17 protein-coding genes and 1 tRNA gene are annotated in these 21,519 nt (G+C 65.2%); 8 read left to right on the top strand and 10 right to left on the bottom strand.

Features of this window, described 5'->3' with window-relative positions; translation table 11 throughout:
• Positions 1–279 precede the first annotated feature (279 nt).
• Positions 280–1,137: an inositol monophosphatase family protein gene (locus tag QI450_RS01840; RefSeq protein WP_226776407.1), complete on the bottom strand. Its 858-nt coding sequence runs from the start codon at positions 1,135–1,137 to the stop codon at positions 280–282.
• Positions 1,138–1,252: 115 nt separating this feature from the next.
• On the opposite strand from QI450_RS01840, the gene QI450_RS01835 reads away from it, so the two are divergent.
• Positions 1,253–1,906: a hypothetical protein gene (locus tag QI450_RS01835; RefSeq protein WP_226776406.1), complete on the top strand. Its 654-nt coding sequence runs from the start codon at positions 1,253–1,255 to the stop codon at positions 1,904–1,906.
• A 188-nt stretch (positions 1,907–2,094) separates the two neighbouring features.
• Here QI450_RS01835 and QI450_RS01830 read toward each other — a convergent pair whose 3' ends face one another.
• Positions 2,095–3,117 carry a hypothetical protein gene (locus QI450_RS01830; RefSeq protein ID WP_226776405.1) on the bottom strand — a complete coding sequence of 341 codons (1,023 nt, stop codon included), beginning with the start codon at positions 3,115–3,117 and terminating at the stop codon, positions 2,095–2,097.
• A 209-nt stretch (positions 3,118–3,326) separates the two neighbouring features.
• Between QI450_RS01830 and QI450_RS01825 the strand changes: the two genes are divergently transcribed.
• Positions 3,327–3,638 (top strand): hypothetical protein, encoded by a 312-nt coding sequence (locus QI450_RS01825; protein WP_226776404.1) that lies wholly within the window; start codon positions 3,327–3,329, stop codon positions 3,636–3,638.
• 101 nt (positions 3,639–3,739) lie between these two features.
• Here QI450_RS01825 and QI450_RS01820 read toward each other — a convergent pair whose 3' ends face one another.
• Genes QI450_RS01820 through QI450_RS01810 form a run of 3 tightly spaced genes read right to left on the bottom strand, consistent with a single transcriptional unit; the run spans position 3,740 to position 8,044 of the window.
• Entirely contained in the window at positions 3,740–5,263 is a 1,524-nt protein-coding gene (locus QI450_RS01820) for an EAL domain-containing protein (protein WP_226776403.1), read from the bottom strand.
• Complete coding sequence (locus QI450_RS01815; RefSeq protein WP_226776402.1) at positions 5,253–5,702, bottom strand: hypothetical protein; 450 nt, start codon at positions 5,700–5,702, stop codon at positions 5,253–5,255. Before QI450_RS01815 ends, QI450_RS01820 begins: the two co-directional genes overlap by 11 nt.
• A complete protein-coding gene (locus QI450_RS01810; protein WP_226776401.1) occupies positions 5,699–8,044 on the bottom strand; it encodes a glycosyltransferase family 2 protein in 2,346 nt (781 codons plus the stop codon). The genes QI450_RS01815 and QI450_RS01810 overlap by 4 nt, the downstream gene beginning before the upstream one ends.
• Before the next feature lie 202 nt (positions 8,045–8,246).
• On the opposite strand from QI450_RS01810, the gene QI450_RS01805 reads away from it, so the two are divergent.
• Positions 8,247–9,833: a carbohydrate-binding protein gene (locus QI450_RS01805; RefSeq protein WP_226776400.1), complete on the top strand. Its 1,587-nt coding sequence runs from the start codon at positions 8,247–8,249 to the stop codon at positions 9,831–9,833.
• A gap of 156 nt (positions 9,834–9,989) precedes the next feature.
• Here QI450_RS01805 and QI450_RS01800 read toward each other — a convergent pair whose 3' ends face one another.
• Complete coding sequence (locus tag QI450_RS01800) at positions 9,990–10,763, bottom strand: DUF998 domain-containing protein (RefSeq protein ID WP_226776399.1); 774 nt, start codon at positions 10,761–10,763, stop codon at positions 9,990–9,992.
• An 85-nt stretch (positions 10,764–10,848) separates the two neighbouring features.
• On the opposite strand from QI450_RS01800, the gene QI450_RS01795 reads away from it, so the two are divergent.
• The 3 genes from QI450_RS01795 to QI450_RS01785 all read left to right on the top strand — a co-directional run bounded on the left by QI450_RS01795 (position 10,849) and on the right by QI450_RS01785 (position 11,809).
• Positions 10,849–10,921: transfer RNA gene (locus QI450_RS01795), tRNA-Arg, on the top strand.
• A gap of 1 nt (position 10,922) precedes the next feature.
• A complete protein-coding gene (locus QI450_RS01790; RefSeq protein WP_226776398.1) occupies positions 10,923–11,405 on the top strand; it encodes a DUF6314 family protein in 483 nt (160 codons plus the stop codon).
• A complete protein-coding gene (locus QI450_RS01785) occupies positions 11,405–11,809 on the top strand; it encodes an NUDIX domain-containing protein (RefSeq protein WP_226776397.1) in 405 nt (134 codons plus the stop codon). Before QI450_RS01790 ends, QI450_RS01785 begins: the two co-directional genes overlap by 1 nt.
• Here QI450_RS01785 and QI450_RS01780 read toward each other — a convergent pair.
• Both QI450_RS01780 and QI450_RS01775 read right to left on the bottom strand, forming a co-directional pair.
• Entirely contained in the window at positions 11,806–13,719 is a 1,914-nt protein-coding gene (locus QI450_RS01780; RefSeq protein WP_226776396.1) for an ABC transporter ATP-binding protein, read from the bottom strand. The two genes, QI450_RS01785 and QI450_RS01780, sit on opposite strands and share 4 nt — an antisense overlap.
• On the bottom strand, positions 13,716–15,386 hold the full coding sequence (locus QI450_RS01775) for an ABC-F family ATP-binding cassette domain-containing protein (protein WP_226776395.1): 1,671 nt from the start codon (positions 15,384–15,386) through the stop codon (positions 13,716–13,718). The genes QI450_RS01780 and QI450_RS01775 overlap by 4 nt, the downstream gene beginning before the upstream one ends.
• 242 nt (positions 15,387–15,628) lie before the next feature.
• Between QI450_RS01775 and QI450_RS01770 the strand changes: the two genes are divergently transcribed.
• Together QI450_RS01770 and QI450_RS01765 are read left to right on the top strand one after the other, a co-directional pair.
• Positions 15,629–16,375: a hypothetical protein gene (locus tag QI450_RS01770; protein ID WP_226776394.1), complete on the top strand. Its 747-nt coding sequence runs from the start codon at positions 15,629–15,631 to the stop codon at positions 16,373–16,375.
• Complete coding sequence (locus QI450_RS01765) at positions 16,357–17,106, top strand: hypothetical protein (protein WP_309485721.1); 750 nt, start codon at positions 16,357–16,359, stop codon at positions 17,104–17,106. The genes QI450_RS01770 and QI450_RS01765 overlap by 19 nt, the downstream gene beginning before the upstream one ends.
• A gap of 343 nt (positions 17,107–17,449) precedes the next feature.
• Here the strand turns inward: QI450_RS01765 and QI450_RS01760 are convergent, their stop codons facing one another.
• Positions 17,450–20,473, bottom strand: coding sequence for a glycoside hydrolase family 38 C-terminal domain-containing protein (locus QI450_RS01760; RefSeq protein ID WP_226776393.1), 3,024 nt, complete (start codon positions 20,471–20,473; stop codon positions 17,450–17,452).
• 103 nt (positions 20,474–20,576) lie between these two features.
• Positions 20,577–21,467, bottom strand: coding sequence for a formate dehydrogenase accessory sulfurtransferase FdhD (gene fdhD, locus QI450_RS01755; protein ID WP_226776392.1), 891 nt, complete (start codon positions 21,465–21,467; stop codon positions 20,577–20,579).
• Positions 21,468–21,519 lie beyond the last annotated feature (52 nt).

Genomic DNA, 21,519 nt, shown 5'->3' with positions numbered 1-21,519 from the left:
GTCTAGGCGGTGCCGCTGACACCGGCGTCCGCCCTGGCGGACATGCCCTCCCCTGCCCGCCAGCATTGGACATAACGCCACCATGTCCACACCACGCGCCCAACAATGAGCATGTCCACACCACGCGCCCAACAATGAGCATGTCCAACAGTCGTAGGAAAACCGCCCTGGCGGACATGCCCTCCCCTGCCCGCCAGCACTGGACATAACGCCACCGTGTCCACACCACGCGCCGAACAATGAGCATGTCCTCCCGGCCCGGCAGCTACCAGACCGAGGCTATGACACGGCGCCGGATTCGAGGGCGGATCGGAGTTGGCGCACGGCCGTTGAACCGCCGGCGATGAACCAGTCCAATCCGTTGACCCGGACGACGTCGGCAGCGCCCCCGGCCGCAAGGACAATTGCCTGGCCGGGTAGCCAATCCCACTCCGGACAGCTGTGCTGGAACCAGCAGCCCAGTTCGCCGTCGGCTACCCGGCTGAGGTCGCAGGAACCGGAGCCAAACATCCGCAGTGCGGCAGCTGAGGTCGCGGCGGCGTGCCACGGCATGGCGCACAGCGGGTCGGCCAGCCAGGTGGGGTGAATGTAGGTAGCAGCGCCAAGCTCGGAGAGCGGGGTGTCGGAGCGGCTGGCGCCGGGGACCCCACCGGGCCAAAAGGTAGTCAGCGGTTCACCGTTAAGCGTTGCCGACCGCTCTCGTCCTCCGAGCCACAGCTTGTCCGCCTCCGGCTGGAAAATCCCGCCGAGCAGCACCCCGGAGGAATCCTTAAGCGCGATTGCAGAACACCAGTAGGTGGAGCCGTTCAGGAAGTTGTAGGTTCCGTCGACCGGGTCGATCACCCATGTCCTGCCGCTGGTACCCGCCACGGCCGAGCCCTCTTCGCCGAGGATGCCGTCGTCGGGCCGGCAGCGCTGGAGCTGTTCGAGCACGTAGGCTTCGGCCGCGTGGTCCGCGGCCGTGACGACGTCGGAAACCGAGGTCTTTTGCCGGCCTTCCAGCCCGGCCTGGCGCATCAGCAGCGCGAGGTTTCCAGCCTCCCGCGCAAGAGCCTCGGCGAGCTGGTAGTCATCAAGTTCGGGATTGAGTTCAGCTGTACTGTGCCGGCCGAGCCGGTGTTTTCCTAGTTCGGTCACGCGCCCAGCCTATCGGTGGCCACTGGCACTGAACAGGCGGCGTGCCAGCCGAGCCGGCGGACCGTACTTTGCCCGGCGCCCGCTTGCGCAGTCATTCCGGGGCGATAATGGAGCCATGGCCAAGACACCCGCACAGCGAATAAAGAAACACGGCACCAACGCAGTCGTCCCCCAGCACCAGCTGCCGTCGGTGATCAACCCAAGCACCAGCCGGACTCCGCAGAAGGCGCAGAGCAACAGCACTCTGATCCTCATTGCCGGTGTTGTAGCGAGCCTTTTCCTCTTCTGGTACCTCCATCTCCTGACACTGAACCAGCTCACCCAGCTCAGCAATGGCCTCGCCATGCCAGACTCCCTGGTTGGGGGCTTCGACCAGGGGTTCGTGGAGCAATTGCGCGCCGCAATGGACGAGGACGCCCGCGGACAGCTGAACTACGTCCATAAGACGGCCGGCACACTCTTTCCGTTGATCTTCGGCTTCACCTGGCTGCTGCTCATTGGTACAAACGTGACCCGGAGAGGGCTGCGCTGGGCAATGTGGGCACTGCCAGTGCTTTTCGCCGCCGTCCGGCTGTGGGGCAACTCGGCCATAGACTCCATGATGTCCGCAGACACGCTCGACGCCGGCCAGGTGGCACTGGCCTCGAGCCTCACCGTCGCCGGCTGGGTGCTGTTGGTACTGAGCCTGGCGGCTGGAGTAGCTGGCGTGTTCCTGGTCCGTAAACGCGTTTCCGCACCCGCGCCGGCCACGGGACATGTCCAGCCTTAGCCGACTCAGCCGCGGGACATGTCCAGCCTTAGCCGACTCGGCCGCGGGACATGTCCAGCCTTAGCCGACTCGGCCGCGGGACATGTCCAGCCTTGCACCGGATCGCTGGGCACAATCGCACTATGTCCATTCGCGCTGGAACCGGGAGGGCATGTCCACCCGGGCAGCTGGATGGCCCGAGGGCGGGTTCACTCCTCGGCTGAGAGGAATCCGCGAGCGAGTTGGGCCCGCTGGGAGGCGCCCGCAGCTTCGAATTGATGGGCTGCCATCAGCAGGTTCTCGTTGGCCCTACCGGGCTGCGCGAGCGCAGCATGTGCCCGGCCCAGAAGCAGCCTGGCCTCGCCCACGATCTGCGGGAGGGTACTGTTCGCTTCCGCGCAAACGCCCTCGAGGACGCCGATGGCTGCCGCCGGCTCCCCGGCAAGGTAACTCCAATGGCCGCGGTTGAGGCGGAGTAGCATATGGTCCTCGGCGGAGCCCCCAATAATGTCGGTGGCCAACTCGGCACGCTCAATGCAGCGTAGGGTGTCCGCATCCGCGATGTCGGCGGCAAGCCGCATCGCTGCCGACGCCTTGTTGAATTTCGCCCAGACATCCAGATTCCTGGCCGGCGAGAACGTGGCAGCCGCTCGTTCGTGGAAATCAAGTCCGTCCTGGATTTTGTTGCAGAGGAAGGCCACGTTGCCGATCACCCAATACGCCTTGCCAACCAGTTGATCGTCTACCTCGACGGAAATTGCGTCCGCCAAATTCAGGCATTCAGCCCAGGCTTCATCAAGCATCCCGCTGTCAGCCAACGCGCCAACGAGCGCTTGCAGGGCCTTGACGCGCATTTCGAGGTCGGCTTCATCCTGCATCAGGTCGGCGGCCAATCTGGCCTCCACCACCGCGCTCTCCAAGAGGCCCGAGCCTTGACCCGCCTTGGCTTTAAGAATATGAACCTGCGCCTTGGCCTGCGGGCTGATCAGCTCCGGCTGGAGAATCAGCGAATGCGCCACAGTCGTGCAATCTTCGAACTGGCCCGCCGCAAGCAGGCTCTCCGCCTGGAGAAACGTCATGTTCCACCACGATTCCGGGTCCCCGTCCCGGCGCGCAATCGTAGCCGCGGTGTGGGCGCTGGATGCAGCTTCGCCGAAAACGTGATTGTCCCAGCGCTCGCGCGCCTCAAGCTCGGCGGCGACGTATGCCGCGGAGACAGGGTTGTGTTGCATAAATCAATTATCCGTCGGCGAGGGCGTGCGTGTGACCAAAACGCGCAAGTATAGGAAACTAAGGATTGACAAAGGTTTCGCTCAAGTGCGCGCCGTTAGCACAAGATTCATTGCCGGCTCTCTTATTGTTCGCTGCTGGCGTGTCGTAACCCCTACAATCAAATTACGCACCATGAGTCCCATCAGCCCCTTGAACCTCAGGAGTTTCCATGAAGAAGCAGCTCGCAACATTCCTTGTCGCCGGCGCAGTGATCGCAGCAGGGCTGTCCGCCGGCACCGTGGTTTCGGCAGCCGGCAGCAATTCCGCCCAAGACTCCACTGTCGCCGCGAAATCGAACACCACAAGCCCGCAGGTGGGTTGGTGGCCGAACACCACAAGCCCGCAGGTCGGCTGGTGGCCGAACGGCAACACCCCCTCCGCCGCCGCGAAATCGAACACCACAAGCCCGCAGGTCGGCTGGTGGCCGAACACCACAAGCCCGCAGGTCGGCTGGTGGCCGAACGGCACGTCAGGCGTCTAGGACCCCAGTCCGGGTCAATGCAACATCGCGCGGTGGTACCGGGATCGTCTCCGGTACCACCGTTCCTGGCTTAACGCCTCCCGGCACCGGCCAACCGGCAGCTACTCGGGCAGCTCAATCAGCGGCTCGAGTTGCGCCGCAGGCACCGGGCGGCTAAAGAAGTAGCCCTGACCACTGGCACAACCCAGCGCGGTGAGGATCTCCGCTTGCTTCGCCGTCTCGATTCCCTCGGCAACAGCCTTGAGGCCGCAGGCATGGATGAGGTGCAACACGGCACCTACAAAGCTCCCCTGTTCCTCGTCCTCCCCCAGCCCGTCGATCAGGCTCTTATCGATCTTGACGACGTTGACGGGCAGCTTCCGCAGATAGCTGATGGAAGAGTAGCCGGTACCGAAATCGTCGATCTCAAGCTGCACGCCGAGCCGGCGCAGCCCGCTCAGTGAGTATTTGTCCACGTCCCCGCCGTTGACCGCCATGGACTCGGTCAGTTCCACGATGAGGTTCGCGGCATCCACACCCGTCTCGCGGAGAATGTCGCGGACATGTTCAATAAGCTCCAGATTCTGGAGCTCCGTGGTGGAGATATTTACCCTGACGTTGAAACTGCTGTCCAAGTTCAGATTCTGTTGCCAGTCCCGCAACTGCTGCACGGCGTGCCGAAGTACCCAACGGCCCAGATCGACAATCATGCCCGTCTCTTCGGCCAGCGGAATGAACTGATCCGGCATCAGGAGCCCTCGCTCCGGATGGTTCCACCGCACCAGCGCTTCGACGCCTTCGATCCTTCCGGTAGCGAGCTCCACCACGGGCTGGTAGTGGAGAGTGAGCTGATCCTTGAGGATGGCCTCGCGCATTTCTGTGATCATGACGCTTTGCAGCCGCCGGGCGTAGAGCAACGCCGGTTCAAACACCTTGATACTGCTGTGCGGCTGGGCCTTGGCCGCGTACATCGCGGTGTCCGCCTCCATGACCAGCTCGTCCACTGACTGGCCAGGTTCGGCGACCCGCAGTCCGATGCTGGTGCCGCAGGTGACCCGCAAATCCCCGACTTCAAGGCTCTCACTGAGCGCCTTGAGAATCCGGTTGGCTACCCGCCGGGCCCGAACGAGTGTTGATTTGGGCAGCATAATCGCGAACTCGTCGCCGCCGAGTCGCGCCACAGTGTCCGTTTCCCGAACGGCTTTCTGCAACCGGCGTGCAATCAGCCGCAGAACGTCGTCTCCGGCACTGTGACCGAGCGTGTCGTTAATGCCCTTGAAGGAATCAAGGTCAAGAATCAGAAGCGCCGGCGGTTGTTCTCCACGGGTCGTCTCAGCGAGCGCATGGCTCAGGACCGAGTTAAGCGCCGTCCGGTTCGCGAGTTGGGTCAGCGGATCGGTCAGGGCCATCCGCTCCAGCTCGCCCTGGGCGTCCCGAAGCATCGCCGTCCGGCTTTCGACGCGTTCCTCGAGTTCCTGGTAGATGGTCTGCAGGTCATCAGCCATCAGGTTAATTCCGGCGATGACCGCGGCGACGTCATCCCTGGCGCCGGAGTGCGGAATCCTGGTACTCAGGTCCCCTCCGGCGATCCGCACAATGCCCTCCACGAGGGTATGCAGCCGGGGGTCCGGCCGATCAGGCTTCACTGGTGAACTGCCCTAACCACTGGACGGCTTCGGCTTCGGACGTAAAGAACTCCGCCCGAATCGTCTCGCCCGGGGATCGGAGGAGATAGTGCGCAATGACCCGGTCCACGGGGCTTACCCCCACGACGGCGAACGCGGACGGAGCAATGGAGCTCGCGTAGATGTGCCGGGCCTCAACACTGACTCCCACCACACCCGTGATGACCAGCATCACCGGCATGCGCCGGCCGTTGGCCAGTCGCCGGGCCGCGGATCCGGCGACGCGCGCCTCGGCTCCGCCGATTTCCGCGTTCGCGGGAAGCACGATTTCGAGGATGCCGCCGTCGATGACGCGGACGCCGATCGGGGCACCCGCGGGCGCGGCCAACTCCGGAAGCTCGAGGACAGCGGGCTCAGGGGGAACCCGCTCCTCAGGCCCGGCCAGGGCGTCCAGGCTCAACGGACAGCAATTCGACGCCGGCGGTCCGTGGACCCGCGAAGGTCCCTGTTCAGCCGGCGGTCGCCATGGTAGAGAATGGACTCCCAGTCGACTTCCTCGGCTGACTTCTCAACCACAAGACTCTCCCCCGTATTCTTCGGCCGCGGACTGACATACAGCCAGTTGACCATACCGAGGAATACGTCCACCACGGAGTTGAACACTCCGATGTAGGCCCGGATTGCGCCGGCGGCCAAGACGGCGTTCAGCGAGGCGAAAGCCACGTTGCCCCAGTTTCCCAGTTGGGCATCACGCCAGACGGTCAGCAGGGAGAAGGCGACGATCGCGTAGGGCGTCAGTACATAGATGGCCGGAGCTGCCGTGCGGTCCTTGACCTTGGGCGTACGGGCGAACGGAATCTTGTCCCCGGTAACTGCCTGCTGCAGCGATTTGAGCACACCGGCGAGGTTCACCGGAAGCAGCACCAGGTTGAAGCCGTAGATCCGAAGGATGTCACTGAAGCGGTGCCCGCAGTCCCGCAGATCGCTGCCCATAGCCAGGAAGTAGGGCAGGGCCGCAAGGAAGACGATGGGGCTCAGCAGCCGGCTGTCGTAAGGATAGGCCAGCAGGAAAAGCAACCCGAAGCTCGCCCAGGCGATCGACGCCATGTAATTCACGCGCAGGAGCACTTCCCGGAACAGGATTTTGCGGCGGTCCGAGCGGCTCTGGAGGAGCTGGGCCCAGAGCTTGGGAAGGATCAGGAGTCCGCCGTTGGCCCAGCGGCGGCGCTGGACCACCAAGGAACCAAAGTCAGGTGGCGTGGCGCTGTAGCTGAGGCGCTCCGGGTAGTTCACCAGGGTCCAGCCGTGCTGGCCCAGGTCGATGCTGGACTCGGTGTCTTCGATGACCGTGCGGTCCTGGATATAGGTTCTGACTTCGAAGGCACCGTTGGTTTCCACCTCAACAATGTCCTCCAGGGCACGCTTGCGGATTACCGCGTTGGCGCCCACCCAGAAGGTGGCACCGTAGTAAGTCATGCCCTGGTGGAGGATGTGTTGCAGGTCTGTGGTGGCCCCCGCGACGCGTTCGATCCGGGTCGGTGCGCCGCGAAAGGAAGAGTACGGGGTCTGGGTCACGGCGACACGCTCGTTACCGGCTGATTCGAGGAAGTACACCAGGCGCAGGCAGTAGTCACGCAGCAGCAGCGAGTCGGCGTCGAGCGTCAGGAGATACGTTGTGTTCGGGAAATCCAGGATCCGGTCAGTTCCGTCAGGTTCGGCGCCGTCCTGGATCTTGCGCAGGACTACACCGTCGGCGGTGTCTTCCTCCCGCCAGGCCTGCCCCATCAGCGAGATATAGGCGTTCAGGTTCATGGCCTTGTTCGCCTCGTGTGAGAGGCTCGCGTACTTCTTGCGTTCGAACGTTTCGGTGGAAACGTTGAAGATCCACGTCAGGCGCAGGTACAGCTCTTCACGACGCGACCAGGTCGGCGCCGTCTGCTGCGCCATGGCCGCGTTCAGGCCCAACAGCACGAGCCGCAACTCACGGGCCAGCCCCATCAGGACAAGGTCGACGAAGAACTCATCAACGTGATCCTCGACCTGCTCGTTCGCTGCCATTGTTTCCAGCCAGTCAGCGGCAGCCTCGTACTCAGCTATGAGCAAAGCCAGCTCAGCGGAGTCGTCGGCACGATCCGCCGCGGCCCGGCGTCGGACGTCCGCCAGGGCGGCGTTGAACCGTCCCGCCGGGACGCTCATGGCTGCGGAAATTTCTGCGCTGAGGGCACGGGTCTTGTCGAGCTTGGCCAGGTCTGCCGGGTCCTGGGGGTTGGGCGGATCGTCGACCAGAAGGACAACCTTAAGGGCCGGAAATTCCTGTAACGCGGCGGACCACAGCGTTGCGCGCACCACCTGGGGTTCCTCGGCGTACGAGGGTACCAGAACCGTAATGCCGTCGGAGTAGTCCGAAAAATGGCGGTCCAGTTCTCCGCGCGGCACTCTTGTGTGGTCCCGGAATCGATAGAGGGCACCCTGACGGGCCATCAGGTACATTAGTGCCGAAAATGTCAGGAATGTTACGACCACCAGATACGAGACGGTCTCAATTTGAAACCTGAACCCGGCATTCGGGTTGTCGGCCAGTTCCCGCAGGATGGTTGAAATGACGTAGGTGACCCAGGCAAGCACTGTGGTGAGAATGCCCAAACGCCCGAGGATTATCTTCCGGCGCGATGGCCGCGGGTGAACAATCGAAAGCGGCTCGGAACGCTTTTCGGCACCCCATTGGCGGCGACGCACGGCACCTTTTTGCTCGCCGACGACGTTTTCCACGTCAAGGCGCGGCAACACTAGTTGATCAGACATTGGTCCCCATAGACTGAAAATAGGCGATTCGGCGTTCGCTTACGTCGAATAGCTCCCGGTGCACCGGAATGTTCCAGTGAGTGCCCTTATGATAATGCAAGGACAGACTGTCACCAGACATCAGACACCCCGGAATATCACGAATTGATCCCGATGGCCGGCGTGTGCCCGGCAGCTCAAAACAAAAGAATTGGGGGACCCTGTGTCCGCAAGATTTGCAGGCCGGAAATTATCGATCGTTCGGCTCGGCGTTCTCACCGGAGCCGTGGTGGCACTCACCGCCGGAGGAGTGACCGCGTGGGGCAACTTCAAGGACGTGACGGCGGCCCAGGCGATTCCGTCCATTTTCTCCGGATACGTGGACGTCACCGCGACTCCCCGCTACGCCTTTGAGGCTCCGGTATCCAAGGAAGCCGAGAAAGTCCTGCTGTCCTTTATTGTGGCGGACCCCGGTGACGCCTGCACCCCGAGCTGGGGCGCCGCGTACTCCCTCGATGAGGCAGGCTCTGCCCTGGACCTGGACCGCAGGGTGGCGCGGCTGCAGCAACTGGGCGGAAGCGTCGCTGTCTCCTTCGGCGGCCAGATCAACAACGAGCTGGCCACCGGGTGCACCGACGTGGCCAAACTCGAAGACGCGTACCGGAGTGTTGTGGACCGCTACAACGTCAGCAGGATCGATCTGGACATTGAAGGCGGGGCGCTCAGCGACACCGCGTCCCTGGACAGGCGCGCCTCGGCCATAGCAGCGCTCCAGAAGGACCGCCGCAGCAGCGGCAAGGACCTGGACTTCTGGCTGACCTTGCCCGCAGACCCGAACGGTTTGACGGCGGCCGGCAGCGACGCAGTACGCCGGACGATTGCCGGCGGCGGCGACCTGGCCGGCGTCAACATCATGACCATGGACTATGGCGGAAGCAGGCTCACGGACCGTTCAATGTTTGACAATGCCGTCTCGGCCGCCGAGGCCACCCACCGTCAGCTCGCCGGCCTGTACCGCGACGCCGGAATGGAGCTTGGCAGCGAAACAGTGTGGCGCAAGATCGGGCTCACCCCGATGATTGGCCAGAACGACGTCGCCGGCGAAATCTTCACGCTCAAGGACGCCGAGGAACTCAGTGCCTACGCGAGCACCAAGGGCGTCGGCCGGCTGTCAATGTGGTCCCTGAACCGCGATCGGACCTGCAGCCCCAACTACCCCGACGTCAAGCAGGTCTCCGATGGCTGCAGCGGCGTGGACCAGGGCTCCGCCAGTTACGCCACGATTCTTGGCTCCGGGGTGACAGGTACGGCCAGTCCCTCCGCTGTTCCGGCAACCTCCGCGCAATCCACCCGAGCCCCAGCCGCCACCGATAATCCGTCCACCAGCCCCTATCCGATCTGGAACGAAACCGCCGCCTACACCACCGGCGAGCGGATCGTCTGGCACGCCAATGTTTACGAGGCCAAGTGGTGGACCCGCGCGGAGACCCCGGACGATCCGGTACTCCGGGGTGCCGCAACACCGTGGCGCATCATCGGCCCGGTCCTGCCTGGCGATCGGCCGACCCCGCAGCTCACCGCCCCGGCCGGGACGGCCCCGCAGTGGGAACCCGCCAAGATCTACCGGAAGGGTGACCGGGTGTTCTTCGAGGGCCGGGTCTTCGAAGCAAAGTGGTGGACCCAGACGAACAGCCCCGAGGCCGCCCTCCAGGGTGGGCCGGAATCACCGTGGACCAAACTCAGCGATGAGGAGCTGTTGAAGCTCATCGCTGCCGCGACGCCCTCCCCGACAGCGTCCGTTTCCCCCTGACCGGCCCCGGGCGCCCACAAGGGCGCCGGGGACCGGTCATCGGGCCGAGGCTCTCGCCGGACCCCGGCCGCACGGGCCGGGGCCTGAGCCCCGGGGTCCCGGAGACCGGAGACCCGGGACCCGGGACCCGGGACCCGGGACCCGGGACCGGAGAGTTTAACGAGCCAACGCTGACCTCTTCGGTTTAGCTGCGGAACGCTGCTCCCCCATCCGCTGGGCGACCACGAGGCCTGCGGTGGCCATCCCCACGGTGATCGGATAGCCCATCAGCCGCTCCAGGGTCCCGGGCTCCGGCACCTCCATCCCGGTCACACCACCGGCGATGAGCGCTCCCAGTGATGCCAGCCCGCAGGCAAAAATGATCCAAGCCAACGGGGTTTGCCCGCGCCACAGCCAGCCCAGCACCAGCAACGCCAGGCCGCCGGCGGCGAAATACGCCACAGCGCCCGCCACATGCCACGCGGAGCCGGCGTCCTCGGGCACAAGGCCAACAATTACGGTCCCGGCTCCCCCGGCCAGCATCAAAACGCGAACCGCCGTTGCGGCCGCCCATGGGCTCCAGAGGCCGGCACGCGGGCCCATCGGCGCCCCGGGCCGCGCAGCCGTGCACAGCAGTGCCCCGGTGAGCAGCAGCGCGCCGACCATCATGCCAACGCCCTGGACCACAAAGGAGGCGTTCATCAGCCCGTGGGCCGGCGAGCAGACGTCCCTGCCGTTGAAGACCCCGCAGTCCAGGGCCCCCAGATCGCTGATGTATCCGGTCCGGCGGCTGTACGGCTGCGGGCCCGTCCAGGCACCGATGACGGCGGCCTCTGCCACAAAGTACTGCAGCACGCTAAGCAGCGCCAGTGCGCCCGCGTAGAACCGGGTGGACGGCAGGTTCGGAATTGTGACAATGTCCATGGACGGCGAATTAGCGGCTGCGGTCATGCCAAGAGCGTAGTACGGCGCCGCACCTTGTATGCTTATATCCGTGTCCGAACGGGCCGGCCCCGGCCGGCCGGCACGGATGCCCGCCCTCGTAGCTCAGTGGATAGAGCACGGCTCTCCTAAAGCCGGTGTCGTTGGTTCGATTCCAATCGAGGGCACTTGAACCCCCCATCCCTGCGCCAGGCGCCCTGCTTTGATCTCCGGGCCTATCTCCTGGGCAGCTGGACCGTAGAGCGATCCCTGCTGGACAGGTCCAACGGCACCCGCGGTACATTCACCGGCGTCGTCAGCTTCAAGGGCAGCGGAGACGGCGGCGGCCTCCGGTTCCGCGAAGAGGGGACCGCCGTATGGGCCGCCGCCGGCCACGGGCCCTTCAGCGGTAAGGCCAGCCGGGAGTACCTGCTGCGGCGCACGGGCACCCCGGACACGATGGACATGTTTTTCCCGGACGGCCGTCCGTTCCACCGGATGGGCTTCGGCCCCCAGACCAGCCGGGACCAGCACTGGTGCGACCCGGACCGGTACCGCGTGAGCTACAGCAAAGGCGGCCCGGACGATTTCTCTTACCAATGGGATATCACCGGGCCAGCCAAGGACCAACGGCTCGTCTCGGTTCTGCGCCGCATTCCGGGCTCCGCCTGATGAATCCGCTCATTGTTGTCTCCGCAGTCTGTGTCTTCGACGAGGCAGGACGCCTGCTCACCGTCCGCAAACGGGGCACGGACAAGTTCATGCATCCCGGCGGCAAACCCGAACCCGGGGAGACGCCAGCCCAGACCGCGGCCCGGGAACTGGCCGAAGAGGTGGGGATCGTCCTGGCCGCCGAGGAACTGGTCTTGCTGGGAATCTGGTTCGCGGACGCCGCGAACGAGGCCGCGACGCAGATCCGGGCCACGGTCTATACGGCTCCGGGGACCTGGAGCGCCCAGCCATCCGCGGAAATCGCCGAGATCCGCTGGCTGGACCTCGGGGCAGAGCTACCGGGCGATCTCGCCCCGCTGCTCACCGACCACGTGCTGCCCGCCCTCCTGGTCCAGCCGGACTAGACGCCGGGAACGGCCTCTTCCGCCACGGCGCTGGCCTCGGCGAACTGCGTCCGGTACAGCTCGGCGTAACGGCCATCGGCAGCCAGCAGCTTGGTGTGTGTGCCCCGTTCCACAATCCTGCCGTCCTCGACCACCAGGATGGCGTCGGCCGCCCGGATGGTCGACAGCCGGTGCGCGATCACAACGGCTGTTCTGCCCTCGAGCGCGGCACCCAGTGCCTCCTGGACCGCGGCCTCGTTTGTGGAGTCCAGGGCCGCGGTGGCTTCGTCCAGGATTACGACGCGCGGCTGGGCAATAAGCAGCCGGGCGATCGTGAGCCGCTGGCGTTCGCCGCCCGAGAGCCGGTAGCCGCGTTCGCCCACCACGGTATCCAGGCCGTCCGGGAGGGAACGGATCATGTCTTCGAGCCGGGCCTGCCGCAGCACGTCCCACATCAGCTCGTCACTGGCTTCCGGGCGGGCCAGCCGCAGGTTGGACGCAATACTCTCGTGAAACAGGTGCCCGTCCTGGGTCACCATTCCGAGAGTCTGCCGCATGGAATCAAACGTGAGGTCACGGACGTCCACACCGGTGCCCGGGGCTGAGCCGCCAAAGCGCACGGCGCCGGAATCGACGTCGTACAGGCGCGACATTAGCTGCGCAATCGTGGACTTGCCGGCGCCCGAGGACCCAACAAGGGCAACGGTGTGCCCCGGCTCCACCCGGAAGCTGATCCCGTGCAGCACTTCTTCGCCGCCGCGGGTGTCGAGTGTGGACACATCCTCCAGAGATGCCAGGGAGACCTTGTCCGCGGCGGGATAAGAGAAGCGGACGTCATCGAACTCCACGGCGAGCGGACCGGCCGGGGACGACACCGCATCGGGTTTCTGCTGGATCAGCGGTTTGAGGTCCAGGATCTCAAAGACGCGCTCGAAGCTGACCAGGGCGCTCATGATCTCGACCCGGGCGTTGGAGAGTGCGGTGAGCGGAGCGTAAAGGCGGGTGAGCAGCAGGGCGAGCACCACGACGTCGCCCGCGGCAAGCTGCCCCTGCAGCGCCAGGAAGCCGCCGAGGCCGTAGACCAGTGCTAGGGCCAGGGCAGAGACGAGCGTCAAGGCAGTCACGAACGTAAACTGCAGCATGGCAGTGCGTACGCCGATGTCCCGGACCCGTCCCGCGCGGGACGCGAACTCGCGGGATTCCTCGTCGGGGCGGCCAAAAAGCTTCACCAGGGTAGCGCCCGGGGCGGAGAAGCGCTCCGTCATCTGGGTGCCCATCGAGGCGTTGTGCTCCGCCGCTTCTCGGCGCAGGTCGGCCAGCTTGGAGCCCATCCGGCGGGCCGGAATCAGGAAGATGGGCAGCAGGATCATGGCGAGCACTGTCACCAGCCAGGACTTCCCCAGCATCACCACCAGGGTCAAGACCAGGGCTACGACGTTGCTGACCACGCCGGACAGGGTACCGGCGAAGGCCGACTGGGCACCGATCACGTCGTTGTTCAGCCGGCTCACCAACGCCCCGGTACGGGTGCGTGTGAAGAAGGCGATCGGCATCTTCTGGACGTGGTCGAAGACCTTGGTGCGAAGGTCCACAATCACGCCTTCGCCGATGGTGGAGGACAGCCAGCGCGTGACCAGGCCCAATCCGGCCTCGGCAACCGCCACGATGGCGATCAGCACAGCCAGCCACACAACAGCCCCGGTAGCCGCGCCGGCGATTATCGCGTCAACCACCTGGCCTGCGAGGACCGGGGTGGCGACGGCCAACACGGCCATCACGACAGAGAGCAGCACAAAGGCAATCAGTCTGCGTTTGTGCGGTCGGGCGAAGCTGAACACACGCTTGAGCGTCTCCTTCGAAAACGGCTTGGAACCGCTCGAGGCGCGTGTGATGTTATAGAGGGAGCTCCAGGCTACCCGGTCCATGCTCATGTGTTTTTGCCTTTCGGGGCGGTGTGGCCCAGCAACGTCGTGACGACGCCGTTCTGCACGTTCCAGCGCGCGTCAAGGCGCACGTTTTCCAGCAGCCTGCGGTCGTGCGTGACCAGCAGCAGTGTGCCCGGATAGCTTTCCAGGGCTTCTTCGAGCTGTTCAATCGCGGGCAGGTCAAGGTGGTTGGTGGGCTCGTCGAGCACCAGCAGGTTCACGCCCCGCGCCTGCAGCAGGGCCAGCGCCGCCCGGGTTCGCTCCCCCGGCGACAACGAGTCCACCGGGCGCGCGGTGTGGTCGGCCTTGAGGCCGAACTTGGCCAGCAGGGTCCGGACTTCGGCCGGGGTCTGGTCCGTCAGTACCTCTTCGACTGCGTTTCCGAGCAGCAGCCCGCCGGCCAGCAGCCCGCGGGCCTGGTCAATCTCGCCGACGGCCACGGACGCGCCCATGGAAGCGTCACCGGAATCCGGCCGCTGGATGCCCAGCAGCAGGCGGAGCAGGGTGGACTTTCCGGCACCGTTGGGGCCGGTGATGCCGATCCGTTCCCCGGCGTTGAGCTGCAGATTCAGCGGGCCAAGGGTGAAGTCCCCCTGATGCACAACGGCGTCGCGGAGGGTCGCCACAACGCCGCTGGAGCGGGGGGCCACCCCGATGCTGAACTGCAGCTGCCATTCCTTGCGGGGCTCTTCGACTTCTTCGAGCCTGGCGATGCGGGATTCCATCTGCCGGACCTTCTGGCCCTGCTTTTCGGAGGATTCGGTGCTGGCGGCGCGCCGGATCTTGTCATTGTCCGGGTTTTTCTTCATGGCGTTCCGGACGCCCTGGGAGCTCCATTCGCGCTGCGTCCGGGCCCGGGAGACAAGATCGGCCTTGGTGTTGGCAAATTCGGTGTACCGTTCCCGGGCGTGCCGGCGGGCGACGGCGCGTTCCTCAAGGTAGGCCTCGTAGCCGCCGTCGTAGACCGCTACGGAGTTTTGCGCAAGGTCCAGTTCGACGATTGTGGTGACGCAGCGGGCGAGGAACTCACGGTCGTGGGAGACCAGCACCACACCGCCTCGCAGGTCCTGCACAAAGGCCTCGAGCTTGGCCAGTCCATTGAGGTCCAGGTCATTGGTGGGTTCGTCCAGGAGCACGATGTCGAAGCGGCTGAGCAACAGGCCCGCGAGCGCCACGCGCGCCGCCTGGCCGCCGGAGAGTCCGGTCATTTCGGCGTCCGGCCCCACCTCGAGGCCGAGGTCCGCCAAAACCGCCGGGATCCGGTCTTCCAGGTCCGCTGCACCGGAGGCCATCCAACGGTCGAAAGCCACGGAGTAGGCGTCGTCGGAGCCGGGCGCGCCGGAGCCAAGCGCTTCGGCGGTGGACTCCATCTCGAGGGTGGCCTGGGCGCAGCCGGTGCGGCGTGCGATGTAGCCGGCCACCGTTTCACCGGCGAGGCGTTCGTGTTCCTGCGGCAGCCAGCCCACGAACGCGTCTGCCGGGGCCAGGCTGACGGTTCCCTCCTGCGGCTCGTCCACGCCGGCAAGCAGCCGGAGCAGCGTGGACTTGCCCGCGCCGTTGGCGCCCACAACGCCGACGACGTCGCCCGGCGCGACGGTGAGTGAAAGTTTGGCGAACAGGGTCCGGTGGTCGTGTCCACCGGAAAGGTCCTTGGCAACAAGGGTTGCAGTCATTGATCCATTCTCTCACCGCGGCCCACGCCAGCCAGCCACCGGGCGGGGGTTATCGGGTTATTTGCGCTCGCCCGCCGGCGGGCAGAAAAAGAACCCGCTGGTCCGGACTTGGGGGGTGTACGGACCAGCGGGTTCGAGCATTTAGCATAGTTGAATCAGCATCTCCGGTAAAATCAATGCAGTCCCGCACCAGCGAACTCCAAAAAAACCGCCCTTTCATTCGACTCTGCAGGAAGCCATAGATGCCCCTACCCGCCAAGGCGTTTCAACTCTGGCTCCACGTCGTTGCTCCCACCGCCAGCACTGCCGATATCTGCAGGATTGCCGGGATCAAGCGGACCACGCTCGCCCAGCAATTGGTGCGCGGAAAGGTCGCGGAAACCACTCTCGTCAGCATCAGCCGGGCGTTGCAGCGCAGCCCCTTGGAAGACCTCAGCTCCTTCGACAGCTACGGCGAGCTGGCCGGGCGGCCGCGGCCGCCCACCGCTGCCGAACTGGTCAGCCAGATATCCACGATGGACTTGCTGCGCTCCGTCATTTCCCGCTCCGCTCCGGCGTACGGCGGGTACGGGGACGAGGGCAGCTCATTGACGCCCGCGCTGGTCCCGCCACCGCACGCCACCTCGGTCCGGAACTGGGTTGACGCGATCGACGACGGCGAATTGCGGCACCGGGTATCCGACGCTACCGGAGTGGCGCCGCAGAACTATTCGGCCCAGCTGACCGCCAACCGGCTCTCCCCGGAACTGGCGGTCGCGACTGCCCGCGCGGCCGGGGTAGGGTTCACCGGCGGTCTCGTCGCTACCGGCTTGATCACCGAGGCAGAAGCCGGCTGGGCCCCGCAAGCACGGCAGGGCGCGCTGGATGCCATCTCCGACGGCGAACTCACGGCGTTGGCCGGCGAGCGCCTGCAGTCCCTTGGCAGGACCCTGCGCCGCCAGGAACAGGAACACGAACAAACGAAAAAGATATGGGAGAACCTCGGATGATCGCCATGCTGCAGTGGACCACGCTGGCGGTCTGCGCTCTCGTCGCAATCGCCCGGATCCCGAGTGCGATCCGGGGGGAAAACAGATCGCTGTTCTTCGTCTACGCCTTTATGACGGCCGCCATCCTCCTGAGCATCGATGCACCGTATCTTGCAGTGGATATGGTTTTGGGTGGCATAAACGTTGCCAACCTGCTGCTGCGCTTTATCATCTTCGGCACCGTCTTCGCACTTGGACTCAGGATCGCCCGGGGATTCGGCGCGGACGACGCCCTCCGGTTGCTGACCGGCCTGCCCGGAATCGCGTTTGCTGCAGCCGCGTCGGTGGCGGTGGTTGTGGTGTTCCTGATGATGGATACGGTTGGTTCGTCGGCCGGATTGATCGCGGTCTACGACAAGGACGCCTACAACGCGGCACTTGTGGAAATCTACGGAGCCGCCGGACGGCTCTACCCGGCGTACATCACGCTGGCGCTCTTCCCTGCCATGGTCCGGGCGGTCCGCAGCAGCATGCCCGGTCTCGTGCGGCTCGGCGCTGCGTTGCTGGCCCTTGGTTCCGTAGCTATTACCCTGAGCCTGCTCTCGCCGGTGATTCCAGAGTCGCTGGCGTACCTGCGGTTCATCTTCAGCTACACCGCTATCTTGAGCCTCGTACTGGGGCTCGCCTTGATCTGGCTCTCGAAGATTGCGGCCCTGAAATCCAGGACAGTGCATCCCCGCTTGACTGGGTGAGGGCCGGCGGGCCGGGCAGCAGGCGCCGGCTCCGATGCCGCCGCCTGCTGTTTACGATCGCCATGCGGTTCCTGGTAGTCCGGGTAGCTTCGGACCAAATCTGGTAACGCTTAGGCAACATTACTTAAGAACTCCCGCCAGGCATTCACAAAATCATTAGATCGTGAAAGAATCATGAATGTGTGAAAGTGGCCCAACTTCGTGAACGGCAAGAATCCGTGCGGAGTGGATGTGGCCGCCAGCGCACCATTGGGGGGATGAGTGGTAGCGGTCCGAGTGGACCGCTCCCACTCAGCCTGCTTAACGCCCCATATCCGGGTGGACAGCCAATCTCAGGCCGAGCTCAGCGGGCAAACCTCAACGTCACGAGCTGGAAGGGCCTTAGCTCCAGGTCCGCCGTGTTTGCCCCCAGGCTCACACCCGGGGCAACCACCTGACGCTCCAGCAAGTCAACGCTCTGGACGCCGCGGGCAGGGAACCTGGCCGTCACGAGTCCCGCGGACCGCTCCCCCAGCGATTCATAGACCCGCACAACCACGTCGCCGGAACCATCCTCCGCAAGCTTCAGGGCTTCCACAACCAGGGCCCGGTTAGAGACAGTTATAAGCGGTTCCACGCCGTGCGCGCCCCGCAGAATCCGCGGTGCCAGATTCGTGCGGTAGCCCTCTTCGACGGCGTCGGCAATGGCGGCGCCGGGTCGGATGGTGACGTTGAGTTCGTGCCGGCCCCTGTCCGCCGTCGGGTCCGGAAACCTGGGCGCGCGCAGCAGCGAGAGCCGCACTGTGGTGGTCGTCCCGCCGTCGGACTCCCGGATGCTGCGGGTCACGTCATGGCCGTACGTCGACGAGTTGGATATGGCCACCCCGTAGCCCGGCTCCCCGACGTGAATCCAGCGGTGGGCGCAGACCTCGAATTTCGCGGCTTCCCAGGATGTGTTGAGGTGGGTCGCGCGGAAGACGTGCCCGAACTGGGTTTCCGACGCCGACCGGTCCGCGCGGACATCAAGCGCGAACCCGAGCTTGAGCAGCTTTTCGCTTTCCTGCCAGTCAACCGCCGTCGAAATTGCCAACGAACCGGCGCCCGCCGCCAGCGAGATCCGTTGCGTGACGGAGGAGGAACCGGCCAGCCGCTCAACCACAACGACGGCGTCCCGTGCCCCCCTCTCCAGTGTCACCGACAACGCTTCCGTCAGCGGCAGGACGTTCCGGCGGTAGAACGCGTCAATGTCCCAGGCATCCCATTCGTTGGGGGTGTCCCGGTGCAGCTCAAGGAGGTTTCCGAACTGCCCGGGAGCAATCGCCTCCCGCCCGCTGGTATGGTCGACCAGCGATTCGAGCAGGCCGTCGGCGTTGATGACGGCGCGGATGATTCCGTTATCCAGGATGTAGCCGCCGGCGGTTTCGCCGGCCAGGACAGGCTCTCCGGCGAAGACTGGTTCTGCCGCAGCCAGCGCGGGGACACCGTGCCGCCCGTGCGGGGCGGCGTTGAGCAGGAAGTCAGTGTCCCCCGCTCCCAGCACGGCCGCGGCCGCGTCGGCGATGATCGATTCGAGTTGCCGGCCGACGGCGGCGTAGTTCCGTTCGGCGTCCTGGTGCACCCAGGCGATGGAGCTGCCGGGGAGGATGTCATGGAACTGCTGCAGGAGCACCAGCCGCCAGAGCCGCTTGAGTTCTGCCGCCGGATAGGTATACCCCGCGCGGATTGCTGCCGTGGCGCACCAGAGTTCAGCTTCCCGCAGGAGATGTTCGCTGCGCCGGTTGCCCAGTTTCGTTTTGGCCTGGCTGGTGTACGTGCCGCGGTGCAGTTCCAGGTACATCTCGCCGACCCAGACGGGGAGCGCCTCGTACTCGGCCTGGGCGCGGGCGAAGAAGCCGGCAGCCGACCCGAGTTCCACCTTCGGTGATCCTTCAAGGTCCGCGGTGCGTCGGGCAGCTGCCAGCATCTCGCGGGTCGGCCCGCCGCCGCCGTCGCCGTAGCCGAAGGGAACCAGCGAAGTGGTTCCGTGGCCGTGGTCCCGGTAGTTCCGCTCGGCGTGGGCAAGTTCCCTGCCGCTGAGTTCGGAGTTGTAGCTGTCCACCGGCGGGAAATGCGTAAAGAGCCGGGTGCCGTCGATCCCTTCCCAGTTGAAGGTGTGGTGCGGCATGCGGTTGACCTGGTTCCAGGAGATTTTCTGGGTCAGGAACCACTTGCTGCCCGCGGCTTTGACGATCTGCGGCATGGCAGCTGAATAGCCGAAGGTATCCGGCAGCCAGGCTTCCTGGCAGTCGACCCCGAACTCGGCCAGGAAGAAGCTCTTGCCTTCCAGGAACTGGCGGGCCATCGACTCGCCGCCGGGCATGTTGGTGTCCGACTCCACCCACATGCCGCCGACGGGAACGAACTGGCCCGCGGCCACCTTTTCCCGGATCCGCCCAAACAGTTCCGGATACAGCTCTTTGATCCAGGCGAGTTGCTGGGCCGACGAGCAGGAGAACACAAACCCTGGATCCTCGTCCATAAGTGCCACCACGTTGGCGAAGGTGCGGGCGCATTTGCGGATGGTTTCCCGGACCGGCCAGAGCCAGGCGGAGTCGATGTGCGCGTGTCCGGTCGCCAGAAGCCGGTGGGCCGAGGCATAGGCAGGCCGGGCAAGGACGTCGGCCACGGCCGCGCGCCCGGCCGCCGCTGTGCCCGGCACGTCGTCGGGATCCATCACGTCCAGCATCCGTTCGAACGCACGCAGGATTTCGTGCCGGCGGGGCAGTTCCATCGGCAGTTCGTGCATCAGGCCCCTGAGGGTCCAGATGTCCTGCTGCAGCTCCCAGACGGTCTGGTTGAGTTCTGCGATGACGATCCTGCCGAGCCGGTACTGCGGTTCGCTGCCCGAGGTCGCCTTGTCCCCGTAAGGGGTCGCCGCGAACGTCCACCCCTGCGAGAGATCAGGGTTCGCGGCCGCTTCGACATAGAAGTCGATGGCCATGCCACTGCCCAAAAGCTTCAGCGGAATGTACTGGTTCCGCGGGGAGATGGCCTTGACGATGGTTCCGTCCGGCCGCCAGGCGATTCCCTCACACTGGAAGCCGGGAAGATCGCCGTTGAAGCCCAGATCCACAAGTACTTCCACCGAGGTGTCACCTGCCGTGCCCCAGGCATCGGGAACGTCCCCCTGCAGCCGCAGCCACTTGGTGCTCCAGGGCTTGCCCCAGGCCGCTCCGGGCTCCTGCGGCGTGAACCGCTGCCGGAGCGCCTCCAGGGCCGGGACGGGTTCGCCCGGGACGTCCCAGCTGCTGAGGTTAAGCGGCACGCTGCGCGGATGGACCGCCGGTGCTATCCGTTCGCGGACAAATCGGTCCAGACGGACTTCCGTGAGGCGGCGGTCGTCGTGCAATGTGTTCCTCTTTGAGCTGGCATGGAGGACGCCAAAATGCGTCCATTCGATGGATAAAATCTACGCCGCCGTGAGCCTCAAACCAAGCGGCCGCCGGCGCAGATTAGCCTCCCGTGTGTGCGTGTCCGTCCTCGCGGGCGGGCATACCCACCCGGTGGGCGCCCGAGTAGACGTTGAGCGAGGTGCGGCGGCTGAATCCGACAAGCGTTATGCCGCTGTTCTCGGCCAGTTCGACGGCCAGGCTCGACGGCGCGCTGACTGCTGCGAGGACGGGGATACCGGCGAGGGCGGCTTTTTGCACCAGTTCGAACGATGCCCGCCCGGAAACCTGCAGCACGGTCCCCCGCAGCGGCAGCAGTCCCTCCCGGAGGGCCCAGCCGACCACCTTGTCCACGGCGTTGTGGCGTCCCACGTCCTCACGCAGGCACAGGAGCTCTGCCGAGCCGTCCTCGGCGGTCCGGAACAGTCCGGCGGCGTGCACCCCGCCGGTGACGTCGAAGACGGCTTGGGCTTCCCGCAACTGATCCGGAAGTCCCGCAAGAGTAGCGACGGGAACCACCAGGGGGTCCTCGGCGGGGCTGAAATGTGAGGACTTGTGCACGGCCTCAATGGAGTCCGTGCCGCAAATGCCGCAGGAACTGGAGGTGTAGACGTTCCGTCCGGTGGCCGGGCGGACGACGTCGGGTCTCAGCTGGGCCTCCACAACGTTGAAGGTCTGGACGCCGTTTTCATCCTCCCCGGCACAAAACCGCAGCGAAACCAGCTGCTCATGGTTCCAGATGACCCCTTCGGAGACGAGGAAACCCGCCACGAGGTCAAAGTCGTTGCCCGGCGTCCGCATGGTGACGGAAAAGGACAGGCTGTCGATCCGGATCTCCAGCGGCTCTTCGACGGCGAGCACGTCTTCACGGTGACGGACCGGAAATTCGAGGGCCTGGGGGGATCCGTCCAGGACATATTTGTGCACCTTGCGGCGTTGCGTAACGCGGCCCATCAGGTCTTCCTAACCAACATAGTTCCATCATGGCAAGCGCCGGGCCGGGAGG

Origin of the sequence: Arthrobacter sp. EM1 (genome assembly GCF_029964055.1) — a bacterium.
Lineage (GTDB): Bacteria > Actinomycetota > Actinomycetes > Actinomycetales > Micrococcaceae > Arthrobacter.
Note: the sequence above shows the minus strand (reverse complement) of the source record. Positions and strands in the feature narration are given on the sequence as shown.

Excerpts from the sequence above, each read along its gene's own strand:
- QI450_RS01785 (WP_226776397.1), top strand. The coding sequence starts at position 11,405 with ATGAATCCGCTCATTGTTGTCTCCGCAGTCTGTGTCTTCGACGAGGCA.
- QI450_RS01775 (WP_226776395.1), bottom strand. The coding sequence starts at position 15,386 with ATGACTGCAACCCTTGTTGCCAAGGACCTTTCCGGTGGACACGACCAC.
- QI450_RS01835 (WP_226776406.1), top strand. The coding sequence starts at position 1,253 with ATGGCCAAGACACCCGCACAGCGAATAAAGAAACACGGCACCAACGCA.
- QI450_RS01770 (WP_226776394.1), top strand. The coding sequence starts at position 15,629 with ATGCCCCTACCCGCCAAGGCGTTTCAACTCTGGCTCCACGTCGTTGCT.
- QI450_RS01825 (WP_226776404.1), top strand. The coding sequence starts at position 3,327 with ATGAAGAAGCAGCTCGCAACATTCCTTGTCGCCGGCGCAGTGATCGCA.
- QI450_RS01780 (WP_226776396.1), bottom strand. The coding sequence starts at position 13,719 with ATGAGCATGGACCGGGTAGCCTGGAGCTCCCTCTATAACATCACACGC.
- QI450_RS01765 (WP_309485721.1), top strand. The coding sequence starts at position 16,357 with ATGGGAGAACCTCGGATGATCGCCATGCTGCAGTGGACCACGCTGGCG.
- QI450_RS01810 (WP_226776401.1), bottom strand. The coding sequence starts at position 8,044 with ATGTCTGATCAACTAGTGTTGCCGCGCCTTGACGTGGAAAACGTCGTC.
- QI450_RS01830 (WP_226776405.1), bottom strand. The coding sequence starts at position 3,117 with ATGCAACACAACCCTGTCTCCGCGGCATACGTCGCCGCCGAGCTTGAG.
- fdhD (WP_226776392.1), bottom strand. The coding sequence starts at position 21,467 with ATGGGCCGCGTTACGCAACGCCGCAAGGTGCACAAATATGTCCTGGAC.
- QI450_RS01800 (WP_226776399.1), bottom strand. The coding sequence starts at position 10,763 with ATGACCGCAGCCGCTAATTCGCCGTCCATGGACATTGTCACAATTCCG.